The organism is Carboxydocella thermautotrophica, assembly GCA_003054495.1.
Classification (GTDB): Bacteria; Bacillota.
This window is the reverse complement of record CP028514.1, coordinates 782486-809037: the sequence shown is the minus strand read 5'-3', so window position 1 is coordinate 809037 and position 26552 is coordinate 782486. Positions and strand designations below refer to the sequence as shown.

Below are 26552 nucleotides of genomic sequence, written 5' to 3'. Positions count from 1 at the left end.
TCTCCCTCGGCCGATTTTTTCCTGCAAAAAAGAGGAGACTGTCCCGCCAGACAGTCCCGCTCTGGTTATTTTATCACGATATTCACCAGTTTATTGGGTACCGGAATGACTTTGACCACCGTCTTGCCTTCCAGCCAGCTTTTAACTTTGGGCAGGGCCAGTACCGCCTCCTGCTGTTCCTGGACACTGAGGCCAGCGGGCACATTCACCCGATCCCGCACCTTGCCATTGATTTGCACCACCAGGGTAATTTCCTCAGCCACCAGGGCCTGCTCATCCACCCGGGGCCAGCTCTGGCGATGGACACTGTCAGTGTGGCCGAGAGCCTGCCACAATTCCTCAGTAATATGCGGGGCAAAGGGAGCCAGCATGATGACCAGCAACTCCAGCGCCTCCTTGACTACCGCCAGATTGGGCTCAGTTACCTTGTCCTTGTAGCTATAGAGGCCATTGACCAGTTCCATGATGGCACTGATGGCGGTGTTGAAATTGAAGCGCTGGGAGATATCATCGGTAACCTTTTTCAGGGTGGCATGCAGCTGCCGCCGCAACTCCTTGTCCTCAGCTCTCAGTTCCCCACCCTGGTAGGCGCTGACTCCGGCCAGATTCTGATGGTAATGGTGAACCAGGCGCCAGACCCGGTTCAGGAAACGATAAGCCCCTTCTACCCCCTGGTCACTCCACTCCAGATCCCGTTCCGGGGGAGCAGCAAAAAGGATGAAGAGCCGGGCGGTATCAGCCCCGTATTTGGCCATAATCTCTTCCGGACTGACCACATTGCCCCTGGACTTGGACATCTTGGCCCCATCCTTCAGCACCATGCCCTGAGTGAGCAAATTGGTAAAGGGCTCATCCACACTGACCAAACCCAGATCATACAAAACCTTGGTGAAGAAACGGCTATAGAGCAAATGCAAAATAGCATGTTCTACCCCGCCGATATACTGGTCCACCGGCATCCAGAAGTCTACCAGCTCTTTGGCGAAGGGCACATCTGTAGCCCGTGGGGTAGTGTAGCGCAGGAAATACCAGGATGAGCAGATAAAAGTATCCATGGTATCGGTTTCCCGCCGGGCGGCTCCGCCGCACTGCGGACAGGTGGTGTGGACAAATTCCTCGCATTCCGCCAGAGGTGACTGACCCCCGGGCTTGAAATCCACATTTTCCGGCAACAGCACCGGCAGCTGTTCTTCCGGTACCGGCACAATCCCGCAACTATCGCAGTAGACAATGGGAATAGGCGCACCCCAGTAACGCTGGCGGGAAATCAGCCAGTCCCGCAAGCGGTAATTAACCCGCTTGCGCCCCAGTCCTCTGGCCTCAATGGTTTCGGCGATTCTATCCCAGGCTTCTTCATTGGGCAGGCCATTGAATTCCCCGGAGTTGACCAGCTTGCCTTCCCCGGCATAGGCCGCGGTCATGCTGGCACCATCCAGTTCTTCCCCTTCCGGCTGGATTACCACAACCACCGGCAGCTTGTATTTGCGGGCAAATTCAAAGTCCCGCTGATCATGGGCTGGAACCCCCATTACCGCCCCGGTACCATAATCCAGTAAGACGTAATTGGCAATCAGGATGGGTACTTCCTTGCCTGTCAGGGGATTGACGGCATAGGCCCCGGTGAAAACCCCTTCCTTTTCCGCTTCCGTGGATGTGCGGGCGATTTCGCTCAGGGTTTTCATTCTTTCCCGGAAAGCCATAACCTCAGCTTCCTGGGGCTGGCCTTTTACCAGTTCCGGCACCAGGGGATGTTCGGGGGCCAGCACCATATAGGTTACCCCGAAAATGGTATCCGGTCGGGTAGTATAGACGGTAATGGTTTCCTCCCGCCCCTTGATGCCAAAGGTGATTTCCACCCCTTCACTGCGGCCGATCCAGTTTTCCTGCATAATCTTGACCTTTTCCGGCCAGCCGGTCAGTTTTTCCAGGTCATTCAGCAAACGTTCCGCATAATCGGTAATGCGCAAGAACCACTGTTCCAGGTCCTTTTTGGTAACCTGGGAATCACAGCGTTCACAGTGCCCGTCCACCACCTGCTCATTGGCCAGCACGGTGGCACAGGAAGGACACCAGTTAACCGCCGATTTTTTCTTATAAGCCAGACCTTTTTTGAAGAATTGCAGGAACAGCCACTGGGTCCAGCGATAATAGCCGGGATGACAGGTAGCTACCTCCCGGTCCCAGTCATAACTGATCCCCATGCCCTTTAATTGCCGCCGCATATTGTCAATATTGGACCAGGTCCAGGTCGCCGGATGAATCCCATGCTTAATTGCCGCATTTTCTGCCGGCAAGCCAAAAGCATCCCAGCCCATGGGATGCAGTACCTGGTAACCCTGCATGGTTTTAAAGCGGGCCACCACATCCCCGATGGAATAATTGCGCACATGCCCCATATGCAAATTGCCGGAGGGATAAGGGAACATCTCCAGACAATAATACTTGGGCTTGTCCTGACTTTCTTCTACCCGGTAGAGCTTTTCCTCCGCCCAGCGGGCCTGCCACTTCGGTTCGATCTCAGCAAAATTATAGCGCTGCTCCATCCAGTCCACTCCTCCTTATTTTTGCCAAATAGAAAAGCCTTTCCTCCCCCTTGGGACGAAAGGCCTTGCTTCCGCGGTACCACCCAAATTGACCGGACTCAAAAAGCCCGATCCCCTTGCTGCCGGTAACGGCGGCGGCCGGGAAAGACTACTGCCAGCGGGTTCGCCTTTCCAGCTCCGGGGCCAGTTCCCCTATGGCGGTTACCGCTTTCCACCAGCCAGCGGCTCTCTGTCAACCGGCTAATAAGGTACTCTTCCCCTTCATCGCCATTAAATTACCATTTTGTCCGATATTATACTGAAAAGCGGCTTAACTGTCAAGGCGCTTAGCCTCGCCCCAGAGACGTTCCAGGTTATAATACTGGCGCTCTTCCTCCAGAAAGACATGCACCACCGCCTGACCATAATCCAGCAAAATCCAGCGGCCAGAACGCAGGCCTTCCCGCCGCAGGGGAATTACCCCCAGGCCTTCCTTGACCTTCTCTTCAATCCCATCGGCGATAGCCCGCACCTGGGTAGTGGAATTACCGCTCATGATGACAAAATAATCGGTCATAATTGAGAGTTCACCCAGTTCCAGAATAGTGATATTGCGGGCTTTCTTGTCTTCGGCACCGGCTTTAATCAAATCCAGTAACTTTCTGGTCTCTTGCTCAGACACTTATTTTACCTCCCTTGCCTTAAGTCTTAGTAACTGGGCATTGCGGGCCCTAACCGCCAGCGGATGGATGTATTGCTGGCGCTCCAGCAAATAGCGGAGAGTATGATCCAGCCCGGCCAGATAGGCCCCTTCCAGATCCCTGGCTGCCAGCAGTCTTAATTCCTCCACTCCAGGGTAATCCCGTCCCGGTTCGATCATATCGGCCACAAACAACAGCTTGTCCAGGGCTGTCGCCTCCGGATGGCCCAGGGTATGACGGGCAATGGCCTGCAAAACTTCCTTGTCCCTTACCCCCTGTTCAGCCGCCAGCTGCGCTCCCACCGGCCCATGTAAAAGCATGGGTACAGCCAGCCAGTCGGCATCCAGTTCCAGCCCCTGCTGCCGGGCCAGTTCCAGCAACCGCTCCGGAGGATAATCGCGGGCGACATCATGCCAGACGGCCGCCTGTTCCGCCTTTTCCGGCTCCAGTCCGTGGGTAAGGGCCAAACGGCGGGCCTGCTGGCGTACCCCTTCAATATGCTGCCAGCGTTCTCCTTTTACTTGTTGTTGAATAAAGGTAACTGCTTCCATCCCGGTTAACCCCTGTTGACAGTTTTCTCCGCCCATTATAGCATAAACAGGCAAAAATGGCGAGTGCCTTGCATTTTCTCCCATTTTTCTTTATACTGACTCTAAAAAAGGAGATGAGGGGGAGACAATGGTGGTACAAACCCTGCAAAATCCAGTTCATCAACGGATTCAGGAATTTCTGGATCAATTCCAGCTGGGAATAAAGGTAATCGAGTTTGAGGTCAGTACCGAAACCAGTGAGCTGGCTGCCAGGGCGCTAGGGGTGACACCGGCCCAAATCGCTAAAAGCCTGGTATTCCTGGCTGATGAGAAGCCCCTGCTGGTAGTTACCTGTGGAGATCTCAGGGTGGATACCAAAAAATTAAAGGCCCTGACCGGAGCCCGCAAAATCCGTTTTGCTAATCCCGAACAGGCCCTGCACTATACCGGCTATCCCGCTGGCGGAGTTTGTCCCTTTGCTCTCTCCCAGCCCCTGCCGGTATATCTGGATATCAGTATGCAGAGATTTCCGCTGGTCTATGCTGCTGCCGGTACTCCCAATTCAGCTGTGCCAGTAACCCTGGAGCAACTGCAGGTTATTACCGGTGGTCAAGTGGTGGATGTATGTTAAAATATTCTTTATCCAGTATTGACATTTTTAGTTTAATTGTAATAAATTATTTAGTAGATTAAATTTGTGCTATACAATAAAATGCAAAACAGTCGATAAAGGCAAACCCATCGAAAGATGGGGGCGCAAAGCCATGGGTCTAAGGCCCCTCCAGGGCTATGATTGCCAGGTTGCCGAAGCTGGAAAGCAGCGAGCATATGGTTGCTCTGCCTTTCCATGGGCTTCCCTGGAAAGGCTTTTTCTATTATTAAGGATGTTTAAGAATCTAGTCCGGAAAAATGGTACCGCTGGCTTTAATTTAATGTGCTATTTCATGGTTAATAACATAGGGAAGGGGATACAAATTCAATGGACATCAAATACATCAGCCTGTTCGCTGCCAAATACTCGGAAATACCAACTAATGAAGTCATGATTGCAGCGATTAATACAATCATCCAGGCTGTTGAAGCAAAAGACAGTTATACAAAACATCACTCCCAGAAAGTAGCAGAGTATGCCAGAATCATTGCCCTGGAAATGGATCTCCCACAAGAACAGGTGGAGCAAATCTATCTGGCCGCACTATTCCACGATATCGGTAAAATCGGAGTACCCGACCAAATATTAAGAAAGCCAGATAAGTTAACAGAAGAAGAAATGACCCTGCTTAAACAGCATCCTTTAATAGCATGTCGTATTCTGGAAGGATTTGAAAGTTTTCGGGAACTATTGCCTGCCATTGCTCAGCACCATGAATACTGGAATGGAAGCGGTTACCCCTATGGCCTGGTTGGTGAAACCATTGATTTAGGCGCCAGAATATTAGCAGTGGCAGATGCTTTTGATGCAATGACCAGTGACAGAGTATACCGTCCAGGTATGTCCCAGGAACAGGCAATCGGGATATTAATTCAAGAGGCAGGTAAACAATGGGACCCGCAGGTAGTAAATGTCTTCATTAATTGGTGGGAAAAAACTTTTAACCCTGAAGGACACCATGATTGGCAGTATAAACATATAGTAGCACTTTATAAAAATTTTTTGGAGGATGTCACAAACGGAAAGGTAAAGTTAATCAGCGATGAAGAAATTAAACACCACGAACTCGATTACACCTATTTTACTAAAGTTTCTATTAAAAGCGTTTTTGATATATCCCAGGCCAGACAAATGTTTAGCAACTGGCTGGAAAAAATTTTAGTACCCCAGCATAAGCAAAGGATCTATTCCGTGGTTTTTTCTGAGTTAATCACAAATATTGTAAAACATGCTGGCCGGGGGCACGTACAATGGGGGTTAGATAAAAGCTATAACATCATTATTACCCTTAGAGACGAGGGAAAAGGGTTTGTGCTGGAAAAATTGCCACAATTCATCCTAATTAATGGTTTTTCCACCCGGAACTCCCTGGGAAGAGGTCTGCCGCTGGTTTTTAATCAATGTGAACAATTGCTTATCTCCTATACTGGAAAGGGTACCTTTATTTCAGTAAAACTGGCCTGTGAAAAGATTGCTGAAAAAGAATTTTAAAAGAAGACTGCCGACGTAAAGGTCGACAGTCTTCTTTTACTTACTGTAATTCCCTGGGTTTAGCCTCATTTACAGTAATTGTACGTCCCTGTAGCTCCGCCCCGTTCATCGCCTGAATCATGCGATCGGCATCGGCATCGTTGACTTCCACAAAACCGAAACCGCGACTGCGCCCGGTTTCCCGGTCAGTAATAATCCTGGCCCCCAGCACTTCCCCATGCTGGGAAAAGGCCCGGATTAAGTCATCCTGTTTAATGGCCCAGGGCAAATTGCCTACATACAATGTTGTCACCATGGTAACCCACCTCTCCAAAAATAAGTCTGCCTTTCAGGCAAGTTTAGTATTTGAATGGTGGGCGCAAAGTATGTGAGCAAATTAAAACCGGTACAGGTTATTATTAACAATAAATTTTTCTACCTCGGGATGAACCAGATACTTGATGCTTTTCCCCCGGGCCACCCGGGCCCGTATGTCCGAGGAGGAAATAGCCAGAGAGGGCACTGTAAAGGGCCGGATTCGCTGTCCCAGCTGCGTTCCCAGCCGTCCCTGCACCTCCCGCAATTGCTCCAGCTCAAAACCCGGCCTTGTAACAGCAATAAAATGACATAAGGCCAGCAATTCCCGCACCCGGTGCCAGGTCAGAATCTCCAGCACCGCATCGGCCCCGGTGATGAAATAGAGCTCCTGGTAATTCCCCTGGTCCAGCAGCTGCCGAACCGTATCGTATGTATATGAAGGCCCTGGCCTTTCCAGCTCCAGCAGGCAAAGCTGAAAACGGGGATTGTCCGCTATGGCCAGCCTGACCATTTCCGCCCTTAGCTCCGCCGCTGTCACTTTTGCCCCCTGTTTATGGGGGGGCTGGCCGGAGGGAACGAACAGCACCCGATCCAGCCCCAGTTCATCCGCAACTTCCTGAGCCACCACCAGGTGGCCTAGATGGATGGGATCAAAAGTCCCACCCATCACCGCAACCCGCTTATCCATGGTCCACTCCTTGCCTCACATTCCCAGCAATTCCCGATAAACACTCCAGACCCGATCTTCTAGATGCTGGCGACAATCTTTGCACACACACCAGCAGGCTTCTGTTACTTCCCCATCTGCCAGAATCCAGCTACAGACCAGGTCAGCCTGCCCTTCCCTGCCACACAGTTGACAGCTCTTGCACACCATGGCCTTTCACCCCTTTGTCGCCGATTTGTAATAACAGCATAAGCGACAAAGGGCTGTCCGGACCAGTTCTTTTCCGGCAACCGCCAAAAATACCCCCTGAGCAGCAGAAAAGAGACTTGTTCTGTCATGTACTATCAAAAAACAAAAATATCTCCCGTTTACTCCCTGATTTGACCTTCACCATAAACAATATACTTGATGGTTGTCAATTCCGTCAATCCCATCGGCCCCCTGGCATGCAATTTCTGGGTACTGATCCCAATTTCCGCCCCGAAACCGAACTGGAAACCATCAGTAAAACGGGTAGAGGCATTTACATAGACGGCAGCCGCATCCACTTCCTGCAGGAAGCGCCGGGCAGTAAAATAGTTGCTGGTCACAATCGCTTCTGAATGTTTGGTACCATACAGGTAGATATGCTCCAGAGCCTCATCCAGGGAATCCACTACCCGGATGGCCAGAATCAGATCAAGAAATTCCGTGGCCCAATCGTCCTCAGTAGCGGGTTGAATCCCCGGCACCAGACTCCGGGTGACAGGACAGCCCCTCAGCTCTACCCCCAGCTCCGTCAGCCTTTCTGCCAGGCCGGGCAAAAATTCGGCGGCTACCTCCCGGTGGACCAGCAGAGTCTCCATGGCATTGCAAACCGCCGGCCGCTGGGTTTTGGCGTTGATCACAATTTCCTCCGCCATGGCCAGATCGGCTTCCGCATCCACATAAACATGACAGTTGCCCACCCCGGTTTCAATTACCGGCACGCTGGCATTTTCCACCACCGTGCGAATCAGCCCGGCACCCCCCCGGGGAATGAGGACATCCAGATAGCCATTTAAACGCAACATAACATTGACCGCTTCCCGGTCAGTGATTTCTATCAGCTGAATAGCCCCTTCCGGCAGACCCACCTCCCGGGCCGCCCGGGAAATAATCCGGGCAATGGCGGTATTGGAATGAATGGCTTCCGAGCCGCCACGCAAAAGCACAGCATTGCCGGTTTTCAGGCAGAGAGCAGCCGCATCCACCGTGACATTGGGCCGGGCCTCATAGATTATGCCCACTACACCCAGCGGCACCCGCATTTGTCCGATCTGTAACCCATTGGGGCGGGTCCACATTTTTACCACTTCCCCAACCGGATCCGGCAAAGCGGCTACCTGGCGTAACCCTTCTGCCATGTCGGCAATGCGCTTTTCCGTCAACAACAACCGATCCAGCAGGGCCTGGGAGAGCCCCTTCTGCCGTCCTGCCTCCATATCCTGGGCATTGGCCCGCAATATCTCATCTGACCGCTGTTGCAAAGCCTCGGCCATGGCCAGTAAGGCTGCATTCTTGACATCAGTGCTGGCAGCTGCCAGCTGCCGGGCCGCCTTCTGGGCCAGTTTGGCTTTTTCCACTACATACTGCCGTACATCCATCCTATACCCTCCCTATAAAACCACCAGATTATCCCGGTGAATCACTTCATCATAGTTTTTATGACCTAATAGCCGTTCAATCGCCTCGGTTTTCAGACCCTTGATCTGCTCCAGCTCAGTAGCACTGTAGTTGACCAGTCCCCGGGCGATCTCCCGTCCTTCCCGGTCCACCACCGTTACCACCTGTCCCTCGCTGAAGCTGCCCTCTACCGCTAGCAAGCCGCTGGCTAACAGACTCTTGCGCCCCTTAACCAGAGCGCGGACAGCACCGTCATCCACTACCAGCCGCCCTTTCACACCAGGGCTGAAGGCAATCCAGCGCTTACGGGCCTGCAGGGGATGGTCCTGGGGTTTAAACCAGGTGCCAACCTCCTCTCCGGCCAGGATATCCTGAATCACTCCGGGCCGGGAACCATCAGCAATTACCATAGCCGTTCCGGAAGAAACAGCGATTTTGGCTGCCTGGATTTTAGTCGCCATTCCTCCGGTACCCAGCTGGGTCCCCGCTCCCCCGGCCATAGCCTCAATTTCCGGGGTAATCTCCGCCACCCAGTTGAGCAAACGGGCATCAGGCTGGCTGCGCGGATCAGCCTCATACAGGCCAGCGATATCGGAAAGCAAAATAAGCAGATCAGCTTCCACCAGACTGGCCACCAGGGCGGAAAGGGTATCATTGTCCCCGAACTTGATTTCCTCCACCGCCACCGCATCATTTTCATTTATGATTGGAATTACTTCCAGCTTCAGCAGGGTAAACAGGGCATTGCGAGCATTCAGAAACCGGGAACGATGGGCCACATCCTCCCGGGTCAGGAGAATCTGGGCCACCGTCTGACCATATTCGGCGAACAATTTTTCATACATATGCAATAATATCCCCTGTCCCACCGCAGCCGCGGCCTGCTTTTCCGGGATGGTGCGAGGCCGTCGTTTCAAACCCAGCTTGCCGATCCCGGCCCCTACTGCTCCGGAAGTAACCAGAATCACCTGTAAACCCCGGTTATGTAAATCAGCCAGCTGGTGCACCAGCGCCTCCATGTGCTGCAGGTTGAGCCGCCCGCTACTGTGGGTCAGGGTAGATGAACCAACCTTGACAACTACCCTTTTTACCTGCTTCAGATATCTCTTTCTCTCCTCAACCATCTTGCTCCCCTCCACACCGTAAATCGCTTATCCGGGTAATTGAATTTGCGGCTTTTGGGCCGGTCGATAGAAGAGGAGATTGTGCCCGATCATCTGTACCAGCTCGGCCCCGGTACCTTCTGCCAGCCGGCGAGCAATGTCTTCCTTTTCTTCGAGACAGTTTTTCAGCACCCGGACCTTGACCAGCTCGCGGGCCTCCAGAGTTTCATCCAGCTGCTGAATGACAGTGGGAGTGACCCCACCTTTACCAATCTGAACGGTGACGGGTTCTAAACTGCCCAATCCCCGGAGATAGCGTTTCTGTTTCCCTGTCAATACCATGAATTTTGCACCTCATTCGTTTAAGTTTGGCTTATATTATACCATAAAAAAAAGGGTCTCTCCACCCCGGTAGTTATCATCTGCATACATCGTTTCCAATCCCAGCTTATATTATTTTATGGAAGGAGGTAAGTCCAATGATAAAAAACGGTTTTTTCGGATTTATCCTGGCTGTTGTGACTGTTGTCTGGCACCTACTCCATTGCGCTCTCCCGGTAATTTTACCTCTCCTGGTCAGCCTTGGTATACTAGTACCGCAGCACTGGCATTTAATCAGTATTCCATGGCCTGTTACCGCTCTGGCCTCCATCTGGATTATATATTATTTATTACGTCAGCGGATAATTATTTTTTACGTTAGAAAATAAAAAGGCAGGCTTTACTCCTGCCATTCAAATTCCATATCCATAATCCTGACAGTATCCCCTTCCTGGATGCCAGCTTCCCGCAAAGCCCGATCCACGCCTAGCACCTCCAGGATTTTCTGGAAGCGGCGTACTGCTGCCTCATTGTTGAAATCAGTGCGATGGAAATGCTTCTCTACTTCCTGGCCACCGATTACCCAAACGCCCTCCTCATCCCGCTTCAGGGTAAAGGGCTCCGTCTCTTCCACCCGGGTGACCTTGACCTCCTCCGGTTCTACCGCCTCCACCGCTTCTTCCGGCGGCAATTCCGGCAAACGCCGGGCCAGATATTTTACCAGTTCATCCAGGCCCTGTCCGGTCGCAGCGGATACGGGGAATACAGGGTACTGCTCCCCCAGTTCCTGGCGCAGGCGGGCCAGGTTTTCCTCGGCTCCCGGTAAGTCCATCTTGTTGGCCGCAATCACCTGGGGACGCCGGGCCAGCCGCTCACTGTACAGGGCCAGCTCCCGGTTGATGACGGCAAAATCCTGCAAGGGGTCCCGTCCCTCCGACCCGGCGATATCCAGCACGTGTACCAGCAGGCGGGTTCGCTCCGTATGGCGCAGGAATTCGTGGCCCAGACCAGCACCGGTATGGGCCCCTTCAATCAGACCGGGAATATCGGCCATGACAAAACTTTCCTCTCCCACCTTGACCACCCCCAGATTGGGGACAATGGTGGTAAAGTGGTAATTGGCAATTTCCGGTTTGGCGGCGGAAACCCGGGAAATGATGGTAGATTTGCCCACATTGGGATACCCGATCAGCCCCACATCAGCCAGCAGTTTCAGCTCCAGCAACAGCCAGCGCTCTTCGCCCGGATCGCCTTTTTCCGCATAGGCTGGGCACTTGTCTTTGTTGCTGGCAAAACGGGTATTGCCCCGGCCACCCCGGCCGCCTCTGGCTACTACCACCCGCTGGCCGTGTTCGGTAAGGTCAGCCAGCAAGGCTCCGGTGTCAGCATCCCGGACCACGGTTCCAGGGGGTACGCGGATAAGCAGGTCTTCACCCTTGCGGCCATGCATGTTCTTGGTACCGCCGTTTTCGCCCCGTTCCGCCTTGTAATGCTTCTGGTAGCGAAAATCGATGAGGGTACGCAACCCCTCATCCACTACCAGGATAACATCTCCGCCTTTGCCACCATCACCACCCCAGGGACCACCCATGGGGACATATTTTTCCCGCCGGTAGGCAACAGCCCCATTGCCGCCATCGCCACCTTTGACGTAGATTCTTGCTTTATCCAGAAACACTTTTATCCCTCCCTGGATATTCCCAGATTAGGGCTCCATCCTCTGCTATGTAATATGCCCCTGCCAGCCCCGTTTCCATTCCCACCGGGGCTGGTTGCCAGCTGAGGCGCAGACTGGGCCCGGATGCTTGCAGGAAAAGCATGCTGTCTTCCCCTGTTGGCAGCCGCCCCTGCTGGCACAAACCCTCCAGAAAGGCAACCAGAGCCAGGGCTGCCCGGGGCTGCGGCTGCCCTGCACAGACTATTTCCAGCTCATGCTCCTGAGCCTGGGCCCACTGCTTCAGCTCCAGCAAGGCCAGCACCAGGTCTGGCTGGCCCAGACGGCAGAGATGGCTTTCTTCCTCCAGAGTTCGCTGTAGATTTGACAGCTGCCGCCGCACTGCCTCCAGATCCCCCATTTGCAGGTAGCCACTGAGCATCTGCAAATAATTGAACAGGTCATGTCGGCGCCGGTTCAATTGCTGCAGCCAGCGTTCCCCCATGACTCCCTCACCTTCCCCCGCAAAGATAAAGACCCCAGCCAGAGGCTGGCTGGGGTAAATCTTACAGAGCCGCTTCCACAGGATATACGCTGACCTGTTTCTTGTCGCGACCTTTTCTTTCAAAGCGCACAACCCCGTCGATCAGGGCGAACAGGGTATCATCCTTGCCGATACCGACATTGCGGCCAGGGTGAATCTTGGTTCCCCGCTGGCGCACCAGGATATTGCCGGCCAGTACAACCTGGCCATCATGCCGCTTGACCCCCAGCCGCTTGGCTTCAGAGTCCCGGCCGTTCTTGGAAGAACCTACCCCTTTTTTCTGAGCGAACAGTTGCAGGTTCTGCAGATTCAGCTTTAACATCAGGTCCACCTCCTCTTGATCACAGTTACATGTTCGGGGTGGTCGGCTGACAGCTGTTCAGCGTTTAGTGCCAGCGTTTCTGTCAAAACTCGGGCCTGGAGGCGCCGGTCAGCCGCCAGATTATCGGGTAACACACAGTACAGGTAACCATCAGCCACCGTCAGTTCCCGGGGCTCAACGCCTGCCACCTCGGTTAGTCCGTTGGTGATAGCCAGAGCCAGCATGGAAACCACTCCGCAGAGGAAGTCATAAGTCTCCCCGGGACGGCGCGCACCAGCATGTCCGCTGAAACGGTAAGCCTTGATTTCCCCTGTACCGGTCCGGAAAATTTCGATGGTAATCATAGTTAGGCCATAATCTTTTCCACTACAACCTTGGTGTAGGGTTGACGATGACCTTGCTTACGGCGATAGTTTTTCTTGGGCTTGTACTTGAAGACAATGATCTTCTTGCCTTTGCCGTGTTCCAGCACTTTCAGTACAGCCTTGGCCCCCGGTACGGTAGGATTGCCCACTACCAGCTGGCCATCCTTTGCTACAGCCAGAACCTGGTCCAGTTCCACAGTAGCGCCAACTTCTGCATTCAGCTTTTCAACCCGCAGTACATCGCCTTCCTGTACCCGGTACTGCTTACCGCCAGTTTGGATAATTGCGTACATGCTTGCACCTCCCTATTCCAGACTCGCCGAAAGCAGGCAGGCCTGTCGGCCATTTTCCGGCCCCTTTCGTGCGGTTGTGAACACTCAATTATTCTACCGGAAAAGGGCAGAAATGTCAAGTAACAATCCGCAAAATCCGGGCCCGGGCAGAAGTTTTCTGCACCCGGGTCACTTCAACCTGCAGCTTTTCCCCAATAAAAGCCCCACCGCCATCGATATTGATGACAAAACCATGATAGCGGGCAATCCCATCCCGAGGATTGCCGGTGTGGGGCTCTTCCACCTTGAGTTGCAGCACCTGTCCCAATTTGACAGGAATATTGTTTTCCAGTTCAGCCCGGGATGACAGGGCCCGCAGGTTAAATTGCTCCAGATGTAACTCCTGATTACCCCGAATCAAAATCTCCCGGCGGGTGCGGCTTTCCAGCTCTCTCAGGCCGCTGCCACCACTGCCGATGAGCAAGGCAGCCACCGCTGGATGGACTTCCACCAGAATGGCCTCGCCCAGGGTGCGGCTGCAGAGCTCATAGAGGGCCTGTCTGACCTTGATGGCGACCGTCTCCTCGGAGAGCACCAGGCCCCGGCCTTCACAGTAGGGACAGGGGCGCATCAACAGGCTTTCCAGGCCGGAGCGGGTTTTCTTGCGGGTTATTTCCACCAGACCCAGCTGGGTAATACCCAGCACATGGGTTTTAGTCCGGTCCTTCCTGATTTCCTCCTCCAGTACTGCCAGCACCTGTTGCCGGTGCTCCTCGGTCGCCATATCGATAAAATCAATAATAATAATGCCGCCCAGATTGCGCAGGCGCATCTGGCGCACGATTTCCCGGGCCGCCTCCAGATTGGTATGCAGCACCGTCTCCTCCAGGTCCTTCTGACCCACATATTTACCGGTATTGACATCGATGGCAGTCAAAGCCTCTGTCTGGTCGATAACCAGATAACCGCCGCTTTTCAGCCAGACCCGGCGTTTTAAAGCCTTTTCCAGCTCGGCTTCCAGGTTGAAGCGCTGGAAGAGGTTTTCCCCCTCAAACAGCTGCACCCGGTATTTCAACTGAGGAGCCATCAGGTCCAGCAGTTCCAGTACCTTTTCATAGGCATGGCGCTGATCGATCATTACCCGTTCAATTTCTTCCGTAAACAAATCCCGAACCAGGCGCTGCACCAGATCCAAATCCCGGTGCACCAGACTGGGCACTCCCCCACCAGTGCTGCGCATCTGGATGCGCTTCCACAGTTTCAGCAGCATCTCCAGGTCCTGCTGCAGCTCACTGGCCGACATACCTTCTGCCACCGTTCGTACGATCACCCCGATTTTAGGGGGCCGCAGCTTTTCCGCCAGTTCCCGCAGACGCTGTCTTTCCTCTTCATCTTCAATGCGGCGGCTGACCCCGACATAGTCCACGGTAGGCATCAGCACCAGATAACGGCCCGGCAGGGTAATATGGGTGGTAATGCGAGCCCCTTTGGTGCCCAGGGGTTCCTTGGTGATTTGCACCAGCAGTTCCTGGCCTTCCTTGACCACATCGGTAATATTGGCCCGGGGCCGCTTTTCCTGTGGTAAAGGGGTTTCCTCCTCTCCCAGAAACTCCTCTGGCAGCCGCTGGGGCACGGCATCATCCACATAGAGAAAGGCATTCTTCTCCAGGCCGATATTGACAAAAGCGGCCTGCATCCCCGGCAGGACATTTTCCACCCGGCCCCGGTAGATATTGCCCACCAGGCGCTGGGCCTGGGAGCGCTCCACCAGTACCTCCACCAGCTGGCCTTCTTCCAGCATGGCAACCCGGGTCTCTTCCTCTCTAACATTCACAACCAGTTCTCTGCCCAAAGGGCTCACCCCTTATGCACGATTTCCATTGGGCTATACAGTTCGCCTCCCCTGGCCACCAGCAAATCCAGGCGATGCATCAGCAAGCCGTGTTCCACCACCGGCCAGCTCAGATATTTTTCCAGCAGCTTCACTATATCTTCAGGCCGCACGTTGGCCTCACTGCCGGCTGCTACCAGACAGCGCAGATGCACCATCGGGCCATCACTGCTGCCGGCCAGCCGGTAAAGAAGGGGGCGGAAATCCACTTCCCTCTCCCCGCTCTTGCTGCGTTTGAGCAAAGGCAGAGCAGGCTTTGTCAGCAGGGCCTGCAGCTGCTCATTGACATCGGTCACCGCTTCCCGCAGGGGCAGGCCTAACAGATAATCCGCCCGGTTGACGATACTCATCAGGGCCGGTGCCCCTTCCGGCAAAGTGCGGATTTTTACTACCTGGAAACCCCGGGGCAAGGCCTGATTGAGACGCTCCTGCACTTCAGCCGGCAGGAGGTATTCCCGCAGTTCCAGGTCCAAATATTCTCCCTCACTGGTCATACCCACAGCCAGGGCATGGGCAAAAGCCAGTTTGGGATGGGGATTAAAACCTTCCGTTAAAGCCAGGGGCAAACCGGCCCGGCGCAAGGACCGCTCCCAGGTACGCAACAGATCGAGGTGGGAAACAAACCGCACTTCCCAGCCCCGTTGCCATTTCAAACGATATTTCATGCCCGTTCACCTCCCTGGAGCAGATTATCCACTTCCAGGTCAGGACAGAGGCGGCAGCCCTTGCAGCCATACCAGCGACAATCAGGGGTGACTGCCTGCCGTATGGCCTGTTCATATTCCCGCCAGAGAAAGTCCTTGCTGACCCCGCTGTTAATATGCTCCCAGGGCAGGATTTCCTCTCGTCCGAAGCTGCGCCGGGCAAAGTCTTCCGGTGTGAAACCATGGGCTGCAAAAGCCTCCCGCCAGGTCTCATAGCGGAAATGCTCACTCCAGCCATCAAATTTGCAGCCTTGCTGCCAGGCAGTATATAGTACAGCCCCCAGCCGCCGATCCCCGCGGGCAAAAGCCGCTTCAATGAGGCTGGTACGGGCATCATGGTAGTTGAGAGTAATGGCTTTGTTCTTTTTCACCAGCTCTTTCAGCAATTCCTGCTTTTTCTGCAGGTTTTCCATACTGTCCTGGCCCACCCACTGGAAAGGGGTATGGGCCTTGGGCACAAAGGAGGATACACTGACCGTCACCTTGACCTGGCGGCTGGTCGTTTTCTCCCGCCGCCCGATTTCCACCACTCTGGCAGCTAAGGCTGCGATTCCGGCCACATCCTCTTCCCGTTCCTCCGGCAGACCGATCATGAAATAAAGTTTGATCTGATTCCAGCCCGCCCGGAAGGCAGCAGTGACCGCCGCTTCCAGATCCGCTTCGGTTACCCCTTTGTTGATGATATTCCGCATACGCTGGGTTCCAGCCTCGGGAGCAAAGGTCAGGCCGGTTTTGCGCACCCGCTGGATTTGCTGGGCCAGATCTACGGAAAAGGCATCCACCCGCAAACTGGGCAGCGAAACCCCTACTCCCTCTTCCCCCAGTTCATTGATCAGGGTAGCCAGCAAGGGGGCAACACAGGAATAATCGGCAGTGCTGAGGGACGTGAGGGCAATTTCATTGTAACCGGTGTGACGTACCGCCTCCCGGGCCTGTCTCAGCAAAGTCTCCGACTTCCGTTCCCGCACCGGCCGGTAAATCATCCCGGCCTGACAGAAGCGGCAGCCGCGGGTACAGCCCCTGAGTACCTCCAGCATAATACGATCATGCACCGTTTCCAGAAAGGGCACGATGGGGGCAGTGGGAAAATCCAGACTGTCCAGGTCCCTGATCAGCCGCCGGGTTACCCGGGCCGGCACTCCTTCCCGGTTGGGACCAATAGAGGTAATGCTGCCATCTTCCCGGTAGTTGACGGTATAAAAAGCGGGCACATAGACCCCCGGTACCCGGGCCAGGCGCAGCAACACTTCCTGACGCCCGCCGGGGCGGCCATCCTGCTTCCAGTCCCTTACCACATCCAGAATTTCGTGAATTACTTCTTCCCCTTCACCGATAACAAAAGCATCGATGAAATCCGCCAGAGGCTCGGGGTTAAAAGCACAGGGTCCCCCGGCCAGAATCAGGGGATGCTCCTCTCCCCGCTCCCGGCTAAACAAAGGCAGCCGGGCCAAATCCAGCATGTTGAGAATATTGCTGAAACTCAGCTCATACTGCAGGGTAAAGCCGATCAGGTCGAAATCAGCCAGGGGGCGGCGGCTCTCCAGGCTAAAGAGGGGCAAACCTTCCTGGCGCAGCAATTCCTCCAGGTCAGTCCAGGGGGCAAAAACCCTCTCCATTAGAGCATCCTGCCGCTTGTTCACCTCATGGTAGAGGATGCGCAGGCCTAAATGGGACATACCCACTTCATAAACATCGGGAAAGGCAAAGGCCATGATTACCTGTACCTGTTGCCAGTCCTTTTTTATGCTGTTGACCTCATTGCCTACATAGCGGGCCGGTTTCTGCACCCGGGGCAAGAGGCGTTCAATCCGTTCAGCCAGCATGATATGTACCTCCTTTACTGTCACTCTATAACATACCATTATCGGTGTTGTGATGCAAGTTAACCTGCAATTTTAGGAAAACCTGCTCCTCTTTCTGTACAAAAACAAGCCCCTGTCCTATACGGACAGAGGCTGAGCCAGATACCGGTCGGCCAGCTCCACAGGTAACAGCGGTTTACTGTAATAGTAACCCTGGGCCAAATGGCACCCCAGTGCCTGCAGGAACCTGACCTGTTCTTCTGTCTCTACTCCTTCAGCCACCACCTTGAGGCCCAGATTCTGGGCCAGGGCAATGATGGTCTTGATCACCGCCTCCCCATTGGCATCCCGTCCGATATCCAGGACAAAGGAACGGTCCACCTTGAGATAGTCAACCGGGAACCGTTTGAGGTAATTGAGGGCCGAGTAACCGGTGCCAAAATCATCGATGGAAATCTGGACCCCCAGTTCCCGCAATTTTTTCAGCACAGAAAGGGTATAATCCAGGTTCTGCATGGACACCGTTTCGGTAATTTCCAGAATCAGCAACGATGGATCTACCCCCTCTTCTCTTATAATCTCAGCAATCCGCACCACCAGGTCCTTCTGGTAAAACTGGACACCGGAGAGGTTGACAGAAACCTTGACCGGTGACAAGCCCGCCTCTTCCCAGGCCTTGAGCTGGCGCAAAGCCTGGCGCAAAATCCATTCCCCCAGGGGAATGATCAAGCCCATTTCTTCCGCCAGCCCGATAAATTCCCCGGGCATTACTACACCCCGCTGAGGGTGCTGCCAGCGGACCAGGGCCTCCACCCCGCCCAGGCGGCCATCGCAAACGTAAAACTTGGGCTGATAGACCAGGAAAAATTCCCCCCGTTCCAGGGCCTGGCGCAAATCATTTTCCAGCTGCAAACGCTCCACAGCTTGTCCATTTTTAACATAGAATTTGTAGTTGTTTTTGCCTTTAGCTTTGGCCCGGTAGAGGGCACTGTCCGCATTTTTCAGCAGGGTTTCGGCATCGTCCCCATGGATGTGTTTCAGACTGATACCGATACTGGTGGTAATATACACCTGGTGGTTATCGATCTGAAAGGACTCCTGAAAGCTGGCAATAATGCGTTCGGCCACCTGCTTGATTTCCCGGATGCTGGGGATACGATGCAAAATCAGGATGAATTCATCTCCCCCCATGCGGGCCAGGAAATGGCCGGGGCCAACGGCCCGGCGCAGGCGTTTGGCCGTCTCCACCAGCAACATATCCCCCCGGATATGACCCAGAGTGTCATTAATCACCTTGAAGCGGTCCAGGTCCATCAGCAAGACAGCGGTAAAGCCATCCTGACGCCCATCGGCCAGCACCGTCTCCAGATGCTGCATTAGATGGGCCCGATTGGGCAAACCGGTAACCTGGTCGAAAAAGGCCAGAAACTTGATTCTCTCCTCCGCCTGATATTTTTCCGTAACATCGGTGGCAAAACCGGCGATTTCCACCACCTGGCCTTCGCGCCAGATGGGTTTAATCTGGCAGTGAAAAACCCTCCCCTGGTATTCGATATGAAATTCCGTTTCCTGTCCGGCAAAGGCCTGATCCAGGTAGGGCTTGATCCGAGAATAGAGCCTGGGCTCAAGATGATCGGCGAGTTTTAGGCCTTTGACCCTGGCCGTTTCCATGCCCGCTTGAGTGACAGTAGAACCTTCACTATAAGTGGGGTAGATGTTACCAGCTTCATCCCGTTTTAGTTTGAAGATGACATTGGGTAAAACCCCAATCAGGCTTTTAAACTCCTCAGCTACCTGCAGCCGTTCTTTCTCCATGACCAGCAAGGACCAGTAACGGCGAGTGAGCCCATAAAGCTGAAGCATTACCAGCAAATAAATTATCCCGGTTACTGAAAGCAAAAATCCCTTGATCCGGACAAACAGCTTTTGCTGGGGCTGTTTGTCTACCACCACCGCCAGTACCCGGTTGTTGTCCAGGGGAATATAATGTTTTTCATAATCCTTGCCCTGATGTTTAAAACTGGAATGTACCGGTTGCCCGGTGTTCAATACCTGCCGAAAGTAGGTGCGGTCCTGGGGCAGGCTGAATTTATTGGCCCCATACAGGACAGGCAGATCCCGCTCCGGTTCGATCACTTTCGGCTTGTCATTGAGATAGGCCGGCAGATTGATGACAGCAATTTCAACCAGATGTTCATTGGCATTGAGCAGGCTTTCAATCAGCTTACCCGGCCGGGAATGAGCACTTAAAGCCTTAATTTCCTGTTCGGAAATAAAGGGATTGATTATGAAGGCAGTGGTACCATCATAGTAGTAAGCATATTTGTAGTACTTCCCATCGGCATCAGAGAGAGAGACGGGCCCGGCCCAGTAGTAGGGCAAGTAGAAGCCCTTGCCCACATCCACCTGTTTTAAGGCAAAAAGCTGATTAAAAGCTTGAAACCAGTAACCCCAGTGTTTGGAGCTGAGGCCTATCTCTTTGGGGTCTGTGGACTTAGCGACAACAATATCCTCACCCTGGCGGACGAAGAGAGAGATATGGGTTAACTTCAGTTTGTCCCGTAAGCGCTCCAGCTCCTGCTGGCTGATGGTTTCAATCCGGCGCCCCTTAAGTTCACGAGCCAAATACAGGGAAGCATTATACAGGCGCAGATCCACTGACCGCTCAATTTCCTTCACCGCAGCATCACTGTTGCGGATAGCCAGCTGAATCACCCGGGTAATAGCAGCTATATCCTCTCTTTCCCGGGCCTGGATTTGATTTGCCAAAAACAAAACTATTGATTGATTGGCAACCAGAATGGCTATAGCAAGTATAAGACCGATTTTTATAAATAACGCCAGCCAGGCGGACTTTTCTTTCATTTAGTTCACTCCTCTGCTTCGCTCTTAAATTTATCTTAGCACCTGTTACAAAAAAAGACAATAAAAAAAGACTGAGGGCCTATGCCTTCAGTCTTTTATTTCCTTTCCGTCGACCCAGAGGGCGTATTCACTGATATCCGCCCCATTGGGCCAGGTAACTCCATAGCCACCTGCATCTACTTGAGCCGCTTTAAAAAGAGCTATGTTTTTAAGGTCTAAAAAATTGTCTTGATCTAATAAAGGACTAAAGTCGTAAATTTTTTTCTTACCATTGTCAAAAGTAATTAAGAGGGTATAATCCGAACTAGCCTTAACTTCCTTAACTTTAGGGTACATCTCCCTACCCCCTTATTCAAGACCTTCTAACCTACGAAACTCTTGATTATTCCACATTGCCATTAACTCAGTCTGATATTTTTCAGCCCATTCTTTAACTAACTTTATTGCTCGGTTAGGTAAATCTCCTTCGATCATTTCGAGAGTAGAAATTTCAAACATCCCTACCCTCTCCCCATAAATAGCATGAAAATGGGGAGGCAAATGATCATTAAAAAACATTTTAATAACGATACCATAAAATCTGGCAATCTCGGGCACAAACAACCCTCCAAAAAAATTGGTGGACGTGATGGGACTTGAACCCACGACCTCCAGAGTGCGATTCTGGCGCTCTCCCAGCTGAGCTACACGCCCACTTTTGCTCAACATCATTTATTATAGCGAGGAGTGCCAGCAGGGTCAACCCCTGCTCCCTTGCTTATCTGTGGTAAAACTTGCTGCTGCGGTCAGGGATAAAGAGCATGGCCGTAAACACATAAGCGGTAAAGCCTGTCACAAACAATCCGATTAAGCCTTTTAAGATCATCCTCATTCTCCCCTTTCCTGTTTCTCTATTATAAATTATGCAACAAAGCCACTGCTCCAATCAACTTTTCTTCTGCTAAAACAGGAAAATAATTAGCCAGAACGGGACGGTTATTGATCTGCAATTTTTGATTATACAAAGCAATGCCATTTCTAGCTACTTTCAAAAGATCAGGACAGTTAAAGACTTCCTGAACTGGCTGCTCCAGGGCATCCTCAGCCTCTACTCCGCAGAGCTCACAGGCAGCCCGGTTGATGGTGGTAATGCGCCCCTCCCGGTCCACCGCCACCAGGGCATAGGGCAAAGAATCCAGCACAGCTATCAGATCCTGGGTGAAAAATTTGTATTTTTCACTGAAGGCATTGGCCAGGTCGGTCCTGGTCAACCAGCCCACCAGTTCCCCCCGGTCATTGACCACTGGCAATCGCCCTACCGGGATAGCCATGGCCTCCTCGGCCGGCATCATCTGGTTAATGGTAATGACATTGCGGGACATCAGGGCTTCGATGGGGGTATCCAGAGCCAGTCCCTGGGCCATGGCCCGCAAAAGATGGGTTTTGGTTAAAACCCCGGCCACCTTTTTGTTTTCCACCACCGGCGCCCCGTCAATCATGCGCTCGGCAAAGAGTTTGGCCACTTCCTGCAAAGTGCTGTTCTTGTCCAGTTTGATAACACCCCGGGTCATTATATCTTTTACCAGTACGCGCACAGCTTTTTCCCCCTATCTTATCCTACCCTTATTATAGTTATTTGCCCGGATAGTTAAAGTGCGAAAGGGCCAAACTGGCAGAAAAGGCCCCGAACTGTCGGTGCATGGGGTTAAATGGTTTTGCCGAAAACAAAAAACAGGTAATAAGTCAGGGCAACAGGCTCCCGCAGGTAATACTTACTGACAGTCCACCAGTCAAAAGGCATGGGAGCGGCCGCCAGGGAGTAGGTCATTCCCAGCCACCGGGCAGTAAGACCCGCCCGGAAGAGATGAAAGTTGTTGGTAACCAGTATGGCCCGCTGCCAGCCATGCTGTTGCATCAGGCGCTGGCTGTTAAGCACATTCTCCCAGGTGCTGGTGGAAACCTCATCGGTAATAATATCCTCTGCCCTGACACCGTGTTCTCTCAGCCACTGGGCCATAGCCAGAGCCTCGGTCAGTTTCTGGCCCTGGTCCAGGCCGCCACTGACAATCACTTTCCCCGCCAGCCCCTGCCGGTACAGGTCTGCCGCCACTTTCAGCCTTTCTGCCAGGATGGGGCTGGGCTTACCATTCCAGAGTTTGGCCCCCAGGACGATGATCACGTCTCCCCGCCCAGGTTGCGCCTTTTCCCCCTGCCATATGACCAGTCCCAGCAAGGTCAGGTACCAGCTGGCCAGCAAAGCCAGTAACAAACGTCCGATTTTTTCCCATTGTTTCAGCCCCAAAACCCCCTTCCCGCATGGGCCAGCCAGGTACCTGCCGCCAGCCACCAGGGCGAAAGGCGCCGGCCCTCCAGGCGCCATTTCAGATAGCCCGCCTGGGCCAGCCAGAGTAAACCAGCCCCTGCCTGCCACCAGCTCCAGCCCCAGCGCCAGGCCAGCAACCACCAGGCCAGAGCCAGCATCAGGCCCAGACCGGCCAGCCGGTCCCAGAAATCCCGCCAGATATATATAGCTTCCAGCCTTTCCTCCAGCAGCAAAGCCAGAGCGGTAAAATCCAGGAGAAAAAACATCGTTTTATACCTCCTGCCTCTATTTTACGCATTCCAGCCGGACCAGGTCAATAAAAAAGAAACAGGTCGATTCCCTCGACCTGTCAGGGTTTATCGATCATGTCGGGATTGCGTTTAAACGGGCGGGTGGTATCAGCGTGGCCCCAGATGGCTTCATTCTTTTCCCCTTCCACCAGAAACTGCACTTCCCGCACTTCCGGCAGTTCAGTCAGGCTGGTAACCAGGGAATAGATGGTCATGGCTTCCCCGGCCGTCCCACCCGGATGGTTGACCTGAATCTCCCGGGAAAAATTGAGGGTAAGCAGTCCCTTTTCCAGTTTCCAGTCCAGCAAGCGGGTCCCAGGAGGAATAGTGGGAAAATGGCCTTTTACCCGCGGGCCATTGATCAATTCCTGCACAATCACCGGTACCAGAGCCTGGTCCGGCTCAACCTGCACCTGGCGGCGCTCCGGGGTTACCTTTTCCGCCTGCATATCAGCAAAGTACAACGTGATTTCCCGGGTCACCGTATTCGGAGGCGCAGCAGGGGGTGAGCCGGCCTGCGGCCGGCCCAGACAACCGCCCAGCAGCACCAGGGCGGCAATAATGGCTGTCCACTGCCAGAACCTAGACATTTTCCATAGCCTCAGGCACAGTGTAATAACCCCGCCGCGGCCGCACGATTTCCCCCTGCTTGGCCATCTCAGCCAGATAAACCAGGAGCAAATCCTTGCTACGAGGAGTCAGGCCCTGATCAGTAAGGCTCTGCAGAATCTGGGCTGCCGCCAGGGGCATGGGGGAGTTTTGCAAAACTTCCACCACCTTGGCCCGCAGGTCCTTGCCCCCCAGTGAATTGGGATCATGGGCCCGCGGCGTCCGCGCCCGCTTTCTGGCCTGAGCTTCTTCCAACTCATCCAGAATTTCAACCCCTTTGGCCAGATATTCCAAAGCCTTTTTCAGCTTCTTTTCCTCATCGGCCAGGGCTTCCAGACGTTCACTCAGTTGACCTTGCATGTCCAGAATGAGTTTTTTCAGTTTTCTGCCTTTTCCTTTCACGACTCCCAACTCCTTTAAATAAAAGTTCCCTTATATAGGATATGCAGAAGCCATAAAGTTTAAACCTTTAAGAAGGAAATTTTTAATTTTTTTCCCGCCCAGCTTAAAAGCTCCTGCAATTCCGTCACCTTTAACCACCAGAGAGCCAGAAAATACACCCCTGCCCCCAGGACAATATCCAGTCCTACCCGCAGGACCAGGCCCCAGTGCTGACTGCCCCAGCGGGCCAGCAGCAGGTCGCAGCCCTTCACAGCCAGGGCCATGGCCAGCACTGCCACCACCCCTTTGCCTGCTGCTATCCAGACAGGGCGGTAGCTGAGCCGGGGCGCCTTGCCTTTCAAGCGCCAGCCCAGGTAGAGGATCATCAGATTGGAAGCCAGGGAAGTAGCCAAAGCGATACCACTCAGGCCCATCAGCCTGACCAGGATCGCATTGAGGCCCACGTTCAGCAACACCGTCATGATCCCGTTAGTCAACGGAGTAAGCGTATCCTGCAGGGAATAAAAGGCCCGGCTAAAAATCTCCCGCAGGGCAAAAGCCAGCAAACCCAGGGACAAAAAGGCCAGCGCTTCGGCAGTCATGGCTGTAGCCCTGCTGTCAAAAGCCCCCCGTTCAAAGAGCAGCCGCACTATGGGCTGAGCCAGCACCAGCAATCCCACCGCCATGGGCAGGATAATATAGATGTTAATGTTAATAGCCCGCAACAAATGGTCGTTGAAAGCCCCCCAGTCCCGGGCTGCACCGGCCCGGGATAGGGTAGGAAAATAGACACTGGCAATAGCAGAAACAAAGAGACCGAGGGCAAAGCTGTTCAACCGGGCAGCATAGTCCAGGGCAGAAATGCTGCCTTCGGCCAGGGAACTGGCAAAAATGCGGTCCACCAGGGTAGATACCGTCCAGACTGCGGTCCCGATAATCACCGGCACCGCCAGTTTGAGCATCCGCTTCAGGTATGGTTCCCGCCAGTCCAGGACAGGCCGAAAGCGAAAACCGTACCTGATTGCTACCGCCAGCTGGTAGAGCACCTGGCCGCCATAGGCCAGCAGCAAGGCCAGCACTGCTCCCTGCACTCCCAGCCAGGGCACCAGCAAAATCAGGCCGGCGATAATGATGATATTAAATACCACCCCGCCCAGCAGAGGCCTGGCAAAGACATGGCGGAAATTGAGGTAACCGGTGGTCAGGCCAATAAAGCCCAGCAGCACAATACAGGGCATTAACCAGTAGACCAGTTCCACTGTAAGCTGATAGGTTTCGGCCTTAAAGCCGGGTGCAATCAGTTTCACCAACCAGGGATTGAGGAGCATGCCCAGCCCGGCGAAGACCAGGGCAATAACAGTGATGGAGTTGGTGACATTGGCGACATAGCGGTTTAGTTCTTTCTCCCCCCGGCTGGTTTCCAGTTCAGTCAGCAGGGGTATAAAGGTGTTGCCCAGAGCAGCCGCGATGATGTTAAACAGCATCATCGGGATAAAGGATGCCACCTTGAAGGCATCCCCGGCCGCTGTCGCCCCCAGCTGGGCGGCAATCACCGTTTCCCGGCCAAAACCCAGGATCTTGCTGAGCAGGCTGACCACTACCATGCCGGCAGCTGCTCTGGCTAATCGGCCCTGAGACATGCCAGCATCAGCTCCAATCCCTGACGCAAACTGTAACGGGCTCGCCAGTCCAGTTCCTGTTCTGCCCGCTGTGGATTAAAATAGCTGTGGCGGATATCGCCCGGCCGGGCCGGAGCCAGCCGGTAGGACGGTACCTCCCTTTCTCCTGACTCGCGCAACAGCTCCGCCAGAGTCCGGTAAAGCTCCAGCACACTGGTAGCCTGTCCAGTGCCGATATTGTAGATCCCGCCATCGCCCCGTTCCAGAGCGGACAGGTTGGCAGCTACCACGTCAGCAACATAGATGAAATCCCGGGTCTGCTGGCCATCGCCATAAATCACCGGCTCCTGGCCTTTTAACAGGCGGTCGGTGAAAATGGCCACCACCCCGCCCTCACCGGAGGCATCCTGGCGGGGACCATAAACATTGGCATAGCGCAGGGCAGTCCAGCGCAGGCCATAAAGCTGGCCATAGAGGGCCAGGTAATGTTCAGGAGTATGCTTGGAGACGCCATAGGGAGCAAGGGGTTCTACCGGATGAGCTTCATCGATGCCCAGATACTGAGGTTCCCCGAAGACCGCAGCGGAAGAGGCATAGATCAGCTTTTCCACCCCTGCCTCACGGCAGGCTTCCAGGACATTGAGGGTGCCCAGGATATTGACTTTAGCATCCAGGATGGGATCAGCCAGGGAGGTCTGGACATCGATTTGCGCCGCCTGGTGGAAGATATAACGGGGTTTGAGTTCTCGTACCAGCTGCCGAAATTCGGGAGCGGTGATGTCAAGTTTGTGAAAATTTTCCCCTTTATGAGGTAAATTAAGCAACTTGCCTGTGCTCAAGTTGTCTGCTACTGTTACTTCATAGCCCTGTTCCAACAAAGCTTCGGTCAAGTGGGAGCCAATAAAACCGGCCCCACCGGTAACTAAAACTTTTGTTGCCAAAATGCTACCTCCTTAGATACTAATTTAGAAATATTATACCAAACTCTGGCGAATTTTTCTATT

At 53.6% G+C, this 26552-nt stretch carries 30 protein-coding genes, 1 tRNA gene, 1 riboswitch and 2 other annotated features; of the genes, 3 read left to right on the top strand and 28 right to left on the bottom strand.

Annotation, left to right across the window (positions count from 1 at the left end):
- Positions 1-65: 65 nt before the first annotated feature.
- From leuS to yqeK, 3 genes are all read right to left on the bottom strand, one after another.
- On the bottom strand, positions 66-2543 hold the full coding sequence (leuS, locus tag CTH_RS03970) for a leucine--tRNA ligase (protein WP_079932976.1): 2478 nt from the start codon (positions 2541-2543) through the stop codon (positions 66-68).
- 48 nt (positions 2544-2591) lie between these two features.
- Positions 2592-2817, bottom strand: a binding site (T-box leader).
- A gap of 36 nt (positions 2818-2853) precedes the next feature.
- Entirely contained in the window at positions 2854-3204 is a 351-nt protein-coding gene (rsfS, locus tag CTH_RS03965) for a ribosome silencing factor (RefSeq protein WP_078664173.1), read from the bottom strand.
- A complete protein-coding gene (gene yqeK / locus CTH_RS03960) occupies positions 3205-3774 on the bottom strand; it encodes a bis(5'-nucleosyl)-tetraphosphatase (symmetrical) YqeK (protein WP_159071818.1) in 570 nt (189 codons plus the stop codon).
- Between the two features lie 127 nt (positions 3775-3901).
- Here yqeK and CTH_RS03955 point away from each other — a divergent pair, with 127 nt between their 5' ends.
- Positions 3902-4384, top strand: a complete 483-nt coding sequence (locus CTH_RS03955) for a YbaK/EbsC family protein (RefSeq protein ID WP_078664175.1) — start codon at positions 3902-3904, stop codon at positions 4382-4384.
- 90 nt (positions 4385-4474) lie between these two features.
- A riboswitch (cyclic di-GMP riboswitch) is annotated at positions 4475-4562 on the top strand.
- A gap of 170 nt (positions 4563-4732) precedes the next feature.
- A complete protein-coding gene (locus CTH_RS03950) occupies positions 4733-5896 on the top strand; it encodes an HD domain-containing phosphohydrolase (RefSeq protein ID WP_107753136.1) in 1164 nt (387 codons plus the stop codon).
- A 40-nt stretch (positions 5897-5936) separates the two neighbouring features.
- On the opposite strand, the gene CTH_RS03945 is transcribed toward CTH_RS03950, so the two are convergent.
- From CTH_RS03945 to yhbY, 6 genes are all read right to left on the bottom strand, one after another.
- Positions 5937-6191, bottom strand: coding sequence for an RNA recognition motif domain-containing protein (locus CTH_RS03945; RefSeq protein ID WP_174182986.1), 255 nt, complete (start codon positions 6189-6191; stop codon positions 5937-5939).
- Between the two features lie 81 nt (positions 6192-6272).
- Positions 6273-6881: a nicotinate-nucleotide adenylyltransferase gene (gene nadD / locus CTH_RS03940; RefSeq protein ID WP_079907634.1), complete on the bottom strand. Its 609-nt coding sequence runs from the start codon at positions 6879-6881 to the stop codon at positions 6273-6275.
- Positions 6882-6896: 15 nt separating this feature from the next.
- Positions 6897-7070 (bottom strand): hypothetical protein, encoded by a 174-nt coding sequence (locus tag CTH_RS14090; protein ID WP_159071817.1) that lies wholly within the window; start codon positions 7068-7070, stop codon positions 6897-6899.
- A 158-nt stretch (positions 7071-7228) separates the two neighbouring features.
- On the bottom strand, positions 7229-8485 hold the full coding sequence (locus CTH_RS03935) for a glutamate-5-semialdehyde dehydrogenase (protein ID WP_107753134.1): 1257 nt from the start codon (positions 8483-8485) through the stop codon (positions 7229-7231).
- Between the two features lie 12 nt (positions 8486-8497).
- On the bottom strand, positions 8498-9628 hold the full coding sequence (proB, locus tag CTH_RS03930) for a glutamate 5-kinase (protein ID WP_078664179.1): 1131 nt from the start codon (positions 9626-9628) through the stop codon (positions 8498-8500).
- Positions 9629-9655: 27 nt separating this feature from the next.
- Positions 9656-9949: a ribosome assembly RNA-binding protein YhbY gene (gene yhbY, locus CTH_RS03925; RefSeq protein WP_078664180.1), complete on the bottom strand. Its 294-nt coding sequence runs from the start codon at positions 9947-9949 to the stop codon at positions 9656-9658.
- Between the two features lie 137 nt (positions 9950-10086).
- Between yhbY and CTH_RS03920 the strand changes: the two genes are divergently transcribed.
- On the top strand, positions 10087-10317 hold the full coding sequence (locus CTH_RS03920; protein ID WP_078664181.1) for a hypothetical protein: 231 nt from the start codon (positions 10087-10089) through the stop codon (positions 10315-10317).
- Positions 10318-10328: 11 nt separating this feature from the next.
- On the opposite strand, the gene obgE is transcribed toward CTH_RS03920, so the two are convergent.
- From obgE to CTH_RS03825, 19 genes are all read right to left on the bottom strand, one after another.
- Positions 10329-11606: a GTPase ObgE gene (gene obgE / locus CTH_RS03915; RefSeq protein WP_078664182.1), complete on the bottom strand. Its 1278-nt coding sequence runs from the start codon at positions 11604-11606 to the stop codon at positions 10329-10331.
- A complete protein-coding gene (locus CTH_RS03910) occupies positions 11593-12087 on the bottom strand; it encodes a Spo0B domain-containing protein (protein WP_107753132.1) in 495 nt (164 codons plus the stop codon). The genes obgE and CTH_RS03910 overlap by 14 nt, the downstream gene beginning before the upstream one ends.
- A 61-nt stretch (positions 12088-12148) precedes the next feature.
- On the bottom strand, positions 12149-12448 hold the full coding sequence (rpmA, locus tag CTH_RS03905) for a 50S ribosomal protein L27 (protein WP_078664184.1): 300 nt from the start codon (positions 12446-12448) through the stop codon (positions 12149-12151).
- Entirely contained in the window at positions 12448-12792 is a 345-nt protein-coding gene (locus CTH_RS03900; protein WP_078664185.1) for a ribosomal-processing cysteine protease Prp, read from the bottom strand. Before CTH_RS03900 ends, rpmA begins: the two co-directional genes overlap by 1 nt.
- Positions 12793-12794: 2 nt before the next feature.
- Positions 12795-13106 carry a 50S ribosomal protein L21 gene (gene rplU / locus CTH_RS03895; protein WP_078664186.1) on the bottom strand — a complete coding sequence of 104 codons (312 nt, stop codon included), beginning with the start codon at positions 13104-13106 and terminating at the stop codon, positions 12795-12797.
- 9 nt (positions 13107-13115) lie between these two features.
- Positions 13116-13192: a sequence feature (ribosomal protein L21 leader region), on the bottom strand.
- A gap of 29 nt (positions 13193-13221) precedes the next feature.
- A complete protein-coding gene (locus CTH_RS03890) occupies positions 13222-14937 on the bottom strand; it encodes an Rne/Rng family ribonuclease (protein ID WP_079906734.1) in 1716 nt (571 codons plus the stop codon).
- 5 nt (positions 14938-14942) lie between these two features.
- Positions 14943-15641 (bottom strand): TIGR03936 family radical SAM-associated protein, encoded by a 699-nt coding sequence (locus tag CTH_RS03885; RefSeq protein ID WP_078664188.1) that lies wholly within the window; start codon positions 15639-15641, stop codon positions 14943-14945.
- On the bottom strand, positions 15638-17503 hold the full coding sequence (locus tag CTH_RS03880; RefSeq protein ID WP_107753130.1) for a TIGR03960 family B12-binding radical SAM protein: 1866 nt from the start codon (positions 17501-17503) through the stop codon (positions 15638-15640). The genes CTH_RS03885 and CTH_RS03880 overlap by 4 nt, the downstream gene beginning before the upstream one ends.
- Before the next feature lie 117 nt (positions 17504-17620).
- Positions 17621-20347 (bottom strand): putative bifunctional diguanylate cyclase/phosphodiesterase, encoded by a 2727-nt coding sequence (locus CTH_RS03875; RefSeq protein ID WP_079932970.1) that lies wholly within the window; start codon positions 20345-20347, stop codon positions 17621-17623.
- A gap of 87 nt (positions 20348-20434) precedes the next feature.
- The gene (locus CTH_RS03870; RefSeq protein ID WP_079932969.1) at positions 20435-20683 is read right to left on the bottom strand and encodes a DUF2442 domain-containing protein; all 249 of its coding nucleotides are present in this window, start codon (positions 20681-20683) and stop codon (positions 20435-20437) included.
- A gap of 12 nt (positions 20684-20695) precedes the next feature.
- Positions 20696-20944: a DUF4160 domain-containing protein gene (locus CTH_RS03865; RefSeq protein ID WP_078664192.1), complete on the bottom strand. Its 249-nt coding sequence runs from the start codon at positions 20942-20944 to the stop codon at positions 20696-20698.
- Positions 20945-20964: 20 nt separating this feature from the next.
- Positions 20965-21040: transfer RNA gene (locus tag CTH_RS03860), tRNA-Ala, on the bottom strand.
- 200 nt (positions 21041-21240) lie between these two features.
- Complete coding sequence (locus CTH_RS03855) at positions 21241-21921, bottom strand: CBS domain-containing protein (protein ID WP_078664193.1); 681 nt, start codon at positions 21919-21921, stop codon at positions 21241-21243.
- 110 nt (positions 21922-22031) lie between these two features.
- Positions 22032-22628, bottom strand: coding sequence for a YdcF family protein (locus CTH_RS03850; RefSeq protein WP_159071816.1), 597 nt, complete (start codon positions 22626-22628; stop codon positions 22032-22034).
- A complete protein-coding gene (locus CTH_RS03845) occupies positions 22619-22915 on the bottom strand; it encodes a hypothetical protein (RefSeq protein ID WP_078664195.1) in 297 nt (98 codons plus the stop codon). Before CTH_RS03845 ends, CTH_RS03850 begins: the two co-directional genes overlap by 10 nt.
- An 83-nt stretch (positions 22916-22998) precedes the next feature.
- Complete coding sequence (locus tag CTH_RS03840) at positions 22999-23529, bottom strand: GerMN domain-containing protein (RefSeq protein WP_079907950.1); 531 nt, start codon at positions 23527-23529, stop codon at positions 22999-23001.
- Positions 23522-23950, bottom strand: a complete 429-nt coding sequence (locus CTH_RS03835) for a hypothetical protein (protein ID WP_078664197.1) — start codon at positions 23948-23950, stop codon at positions 23522-23524. Before CTH_RS03835 ends, CTH_RS03840 begins: the two co-directional genes overlap by 8 nt.
- Positions 23951-24009: 59 nt before the next feature.
- Entirely contained in the window at positions 24010-25569 is a 1560-nt protein-coding gene (gene murJ / locus CTH_RS03830; protein ID WP_107753128.1) for a murein biosynthesis integral membrane protein MurJ, read from the bottom strand.
- On the bottom strand, positions 25551-26489 hold the full coding sequence (locus tag CTH_RS03825; protein ID WP_079907947.1) for an SDR family oxidoreductase: 939 nt from the start codon (positions 26487-26489) through the stop codon (positions 25551-25553). Before CTH_RS03825 ends, murJ begins: the two co-directional genes overlap by 19 nt.
- Positions 26490-26552 lie beyond the last annotated feature (63 nt).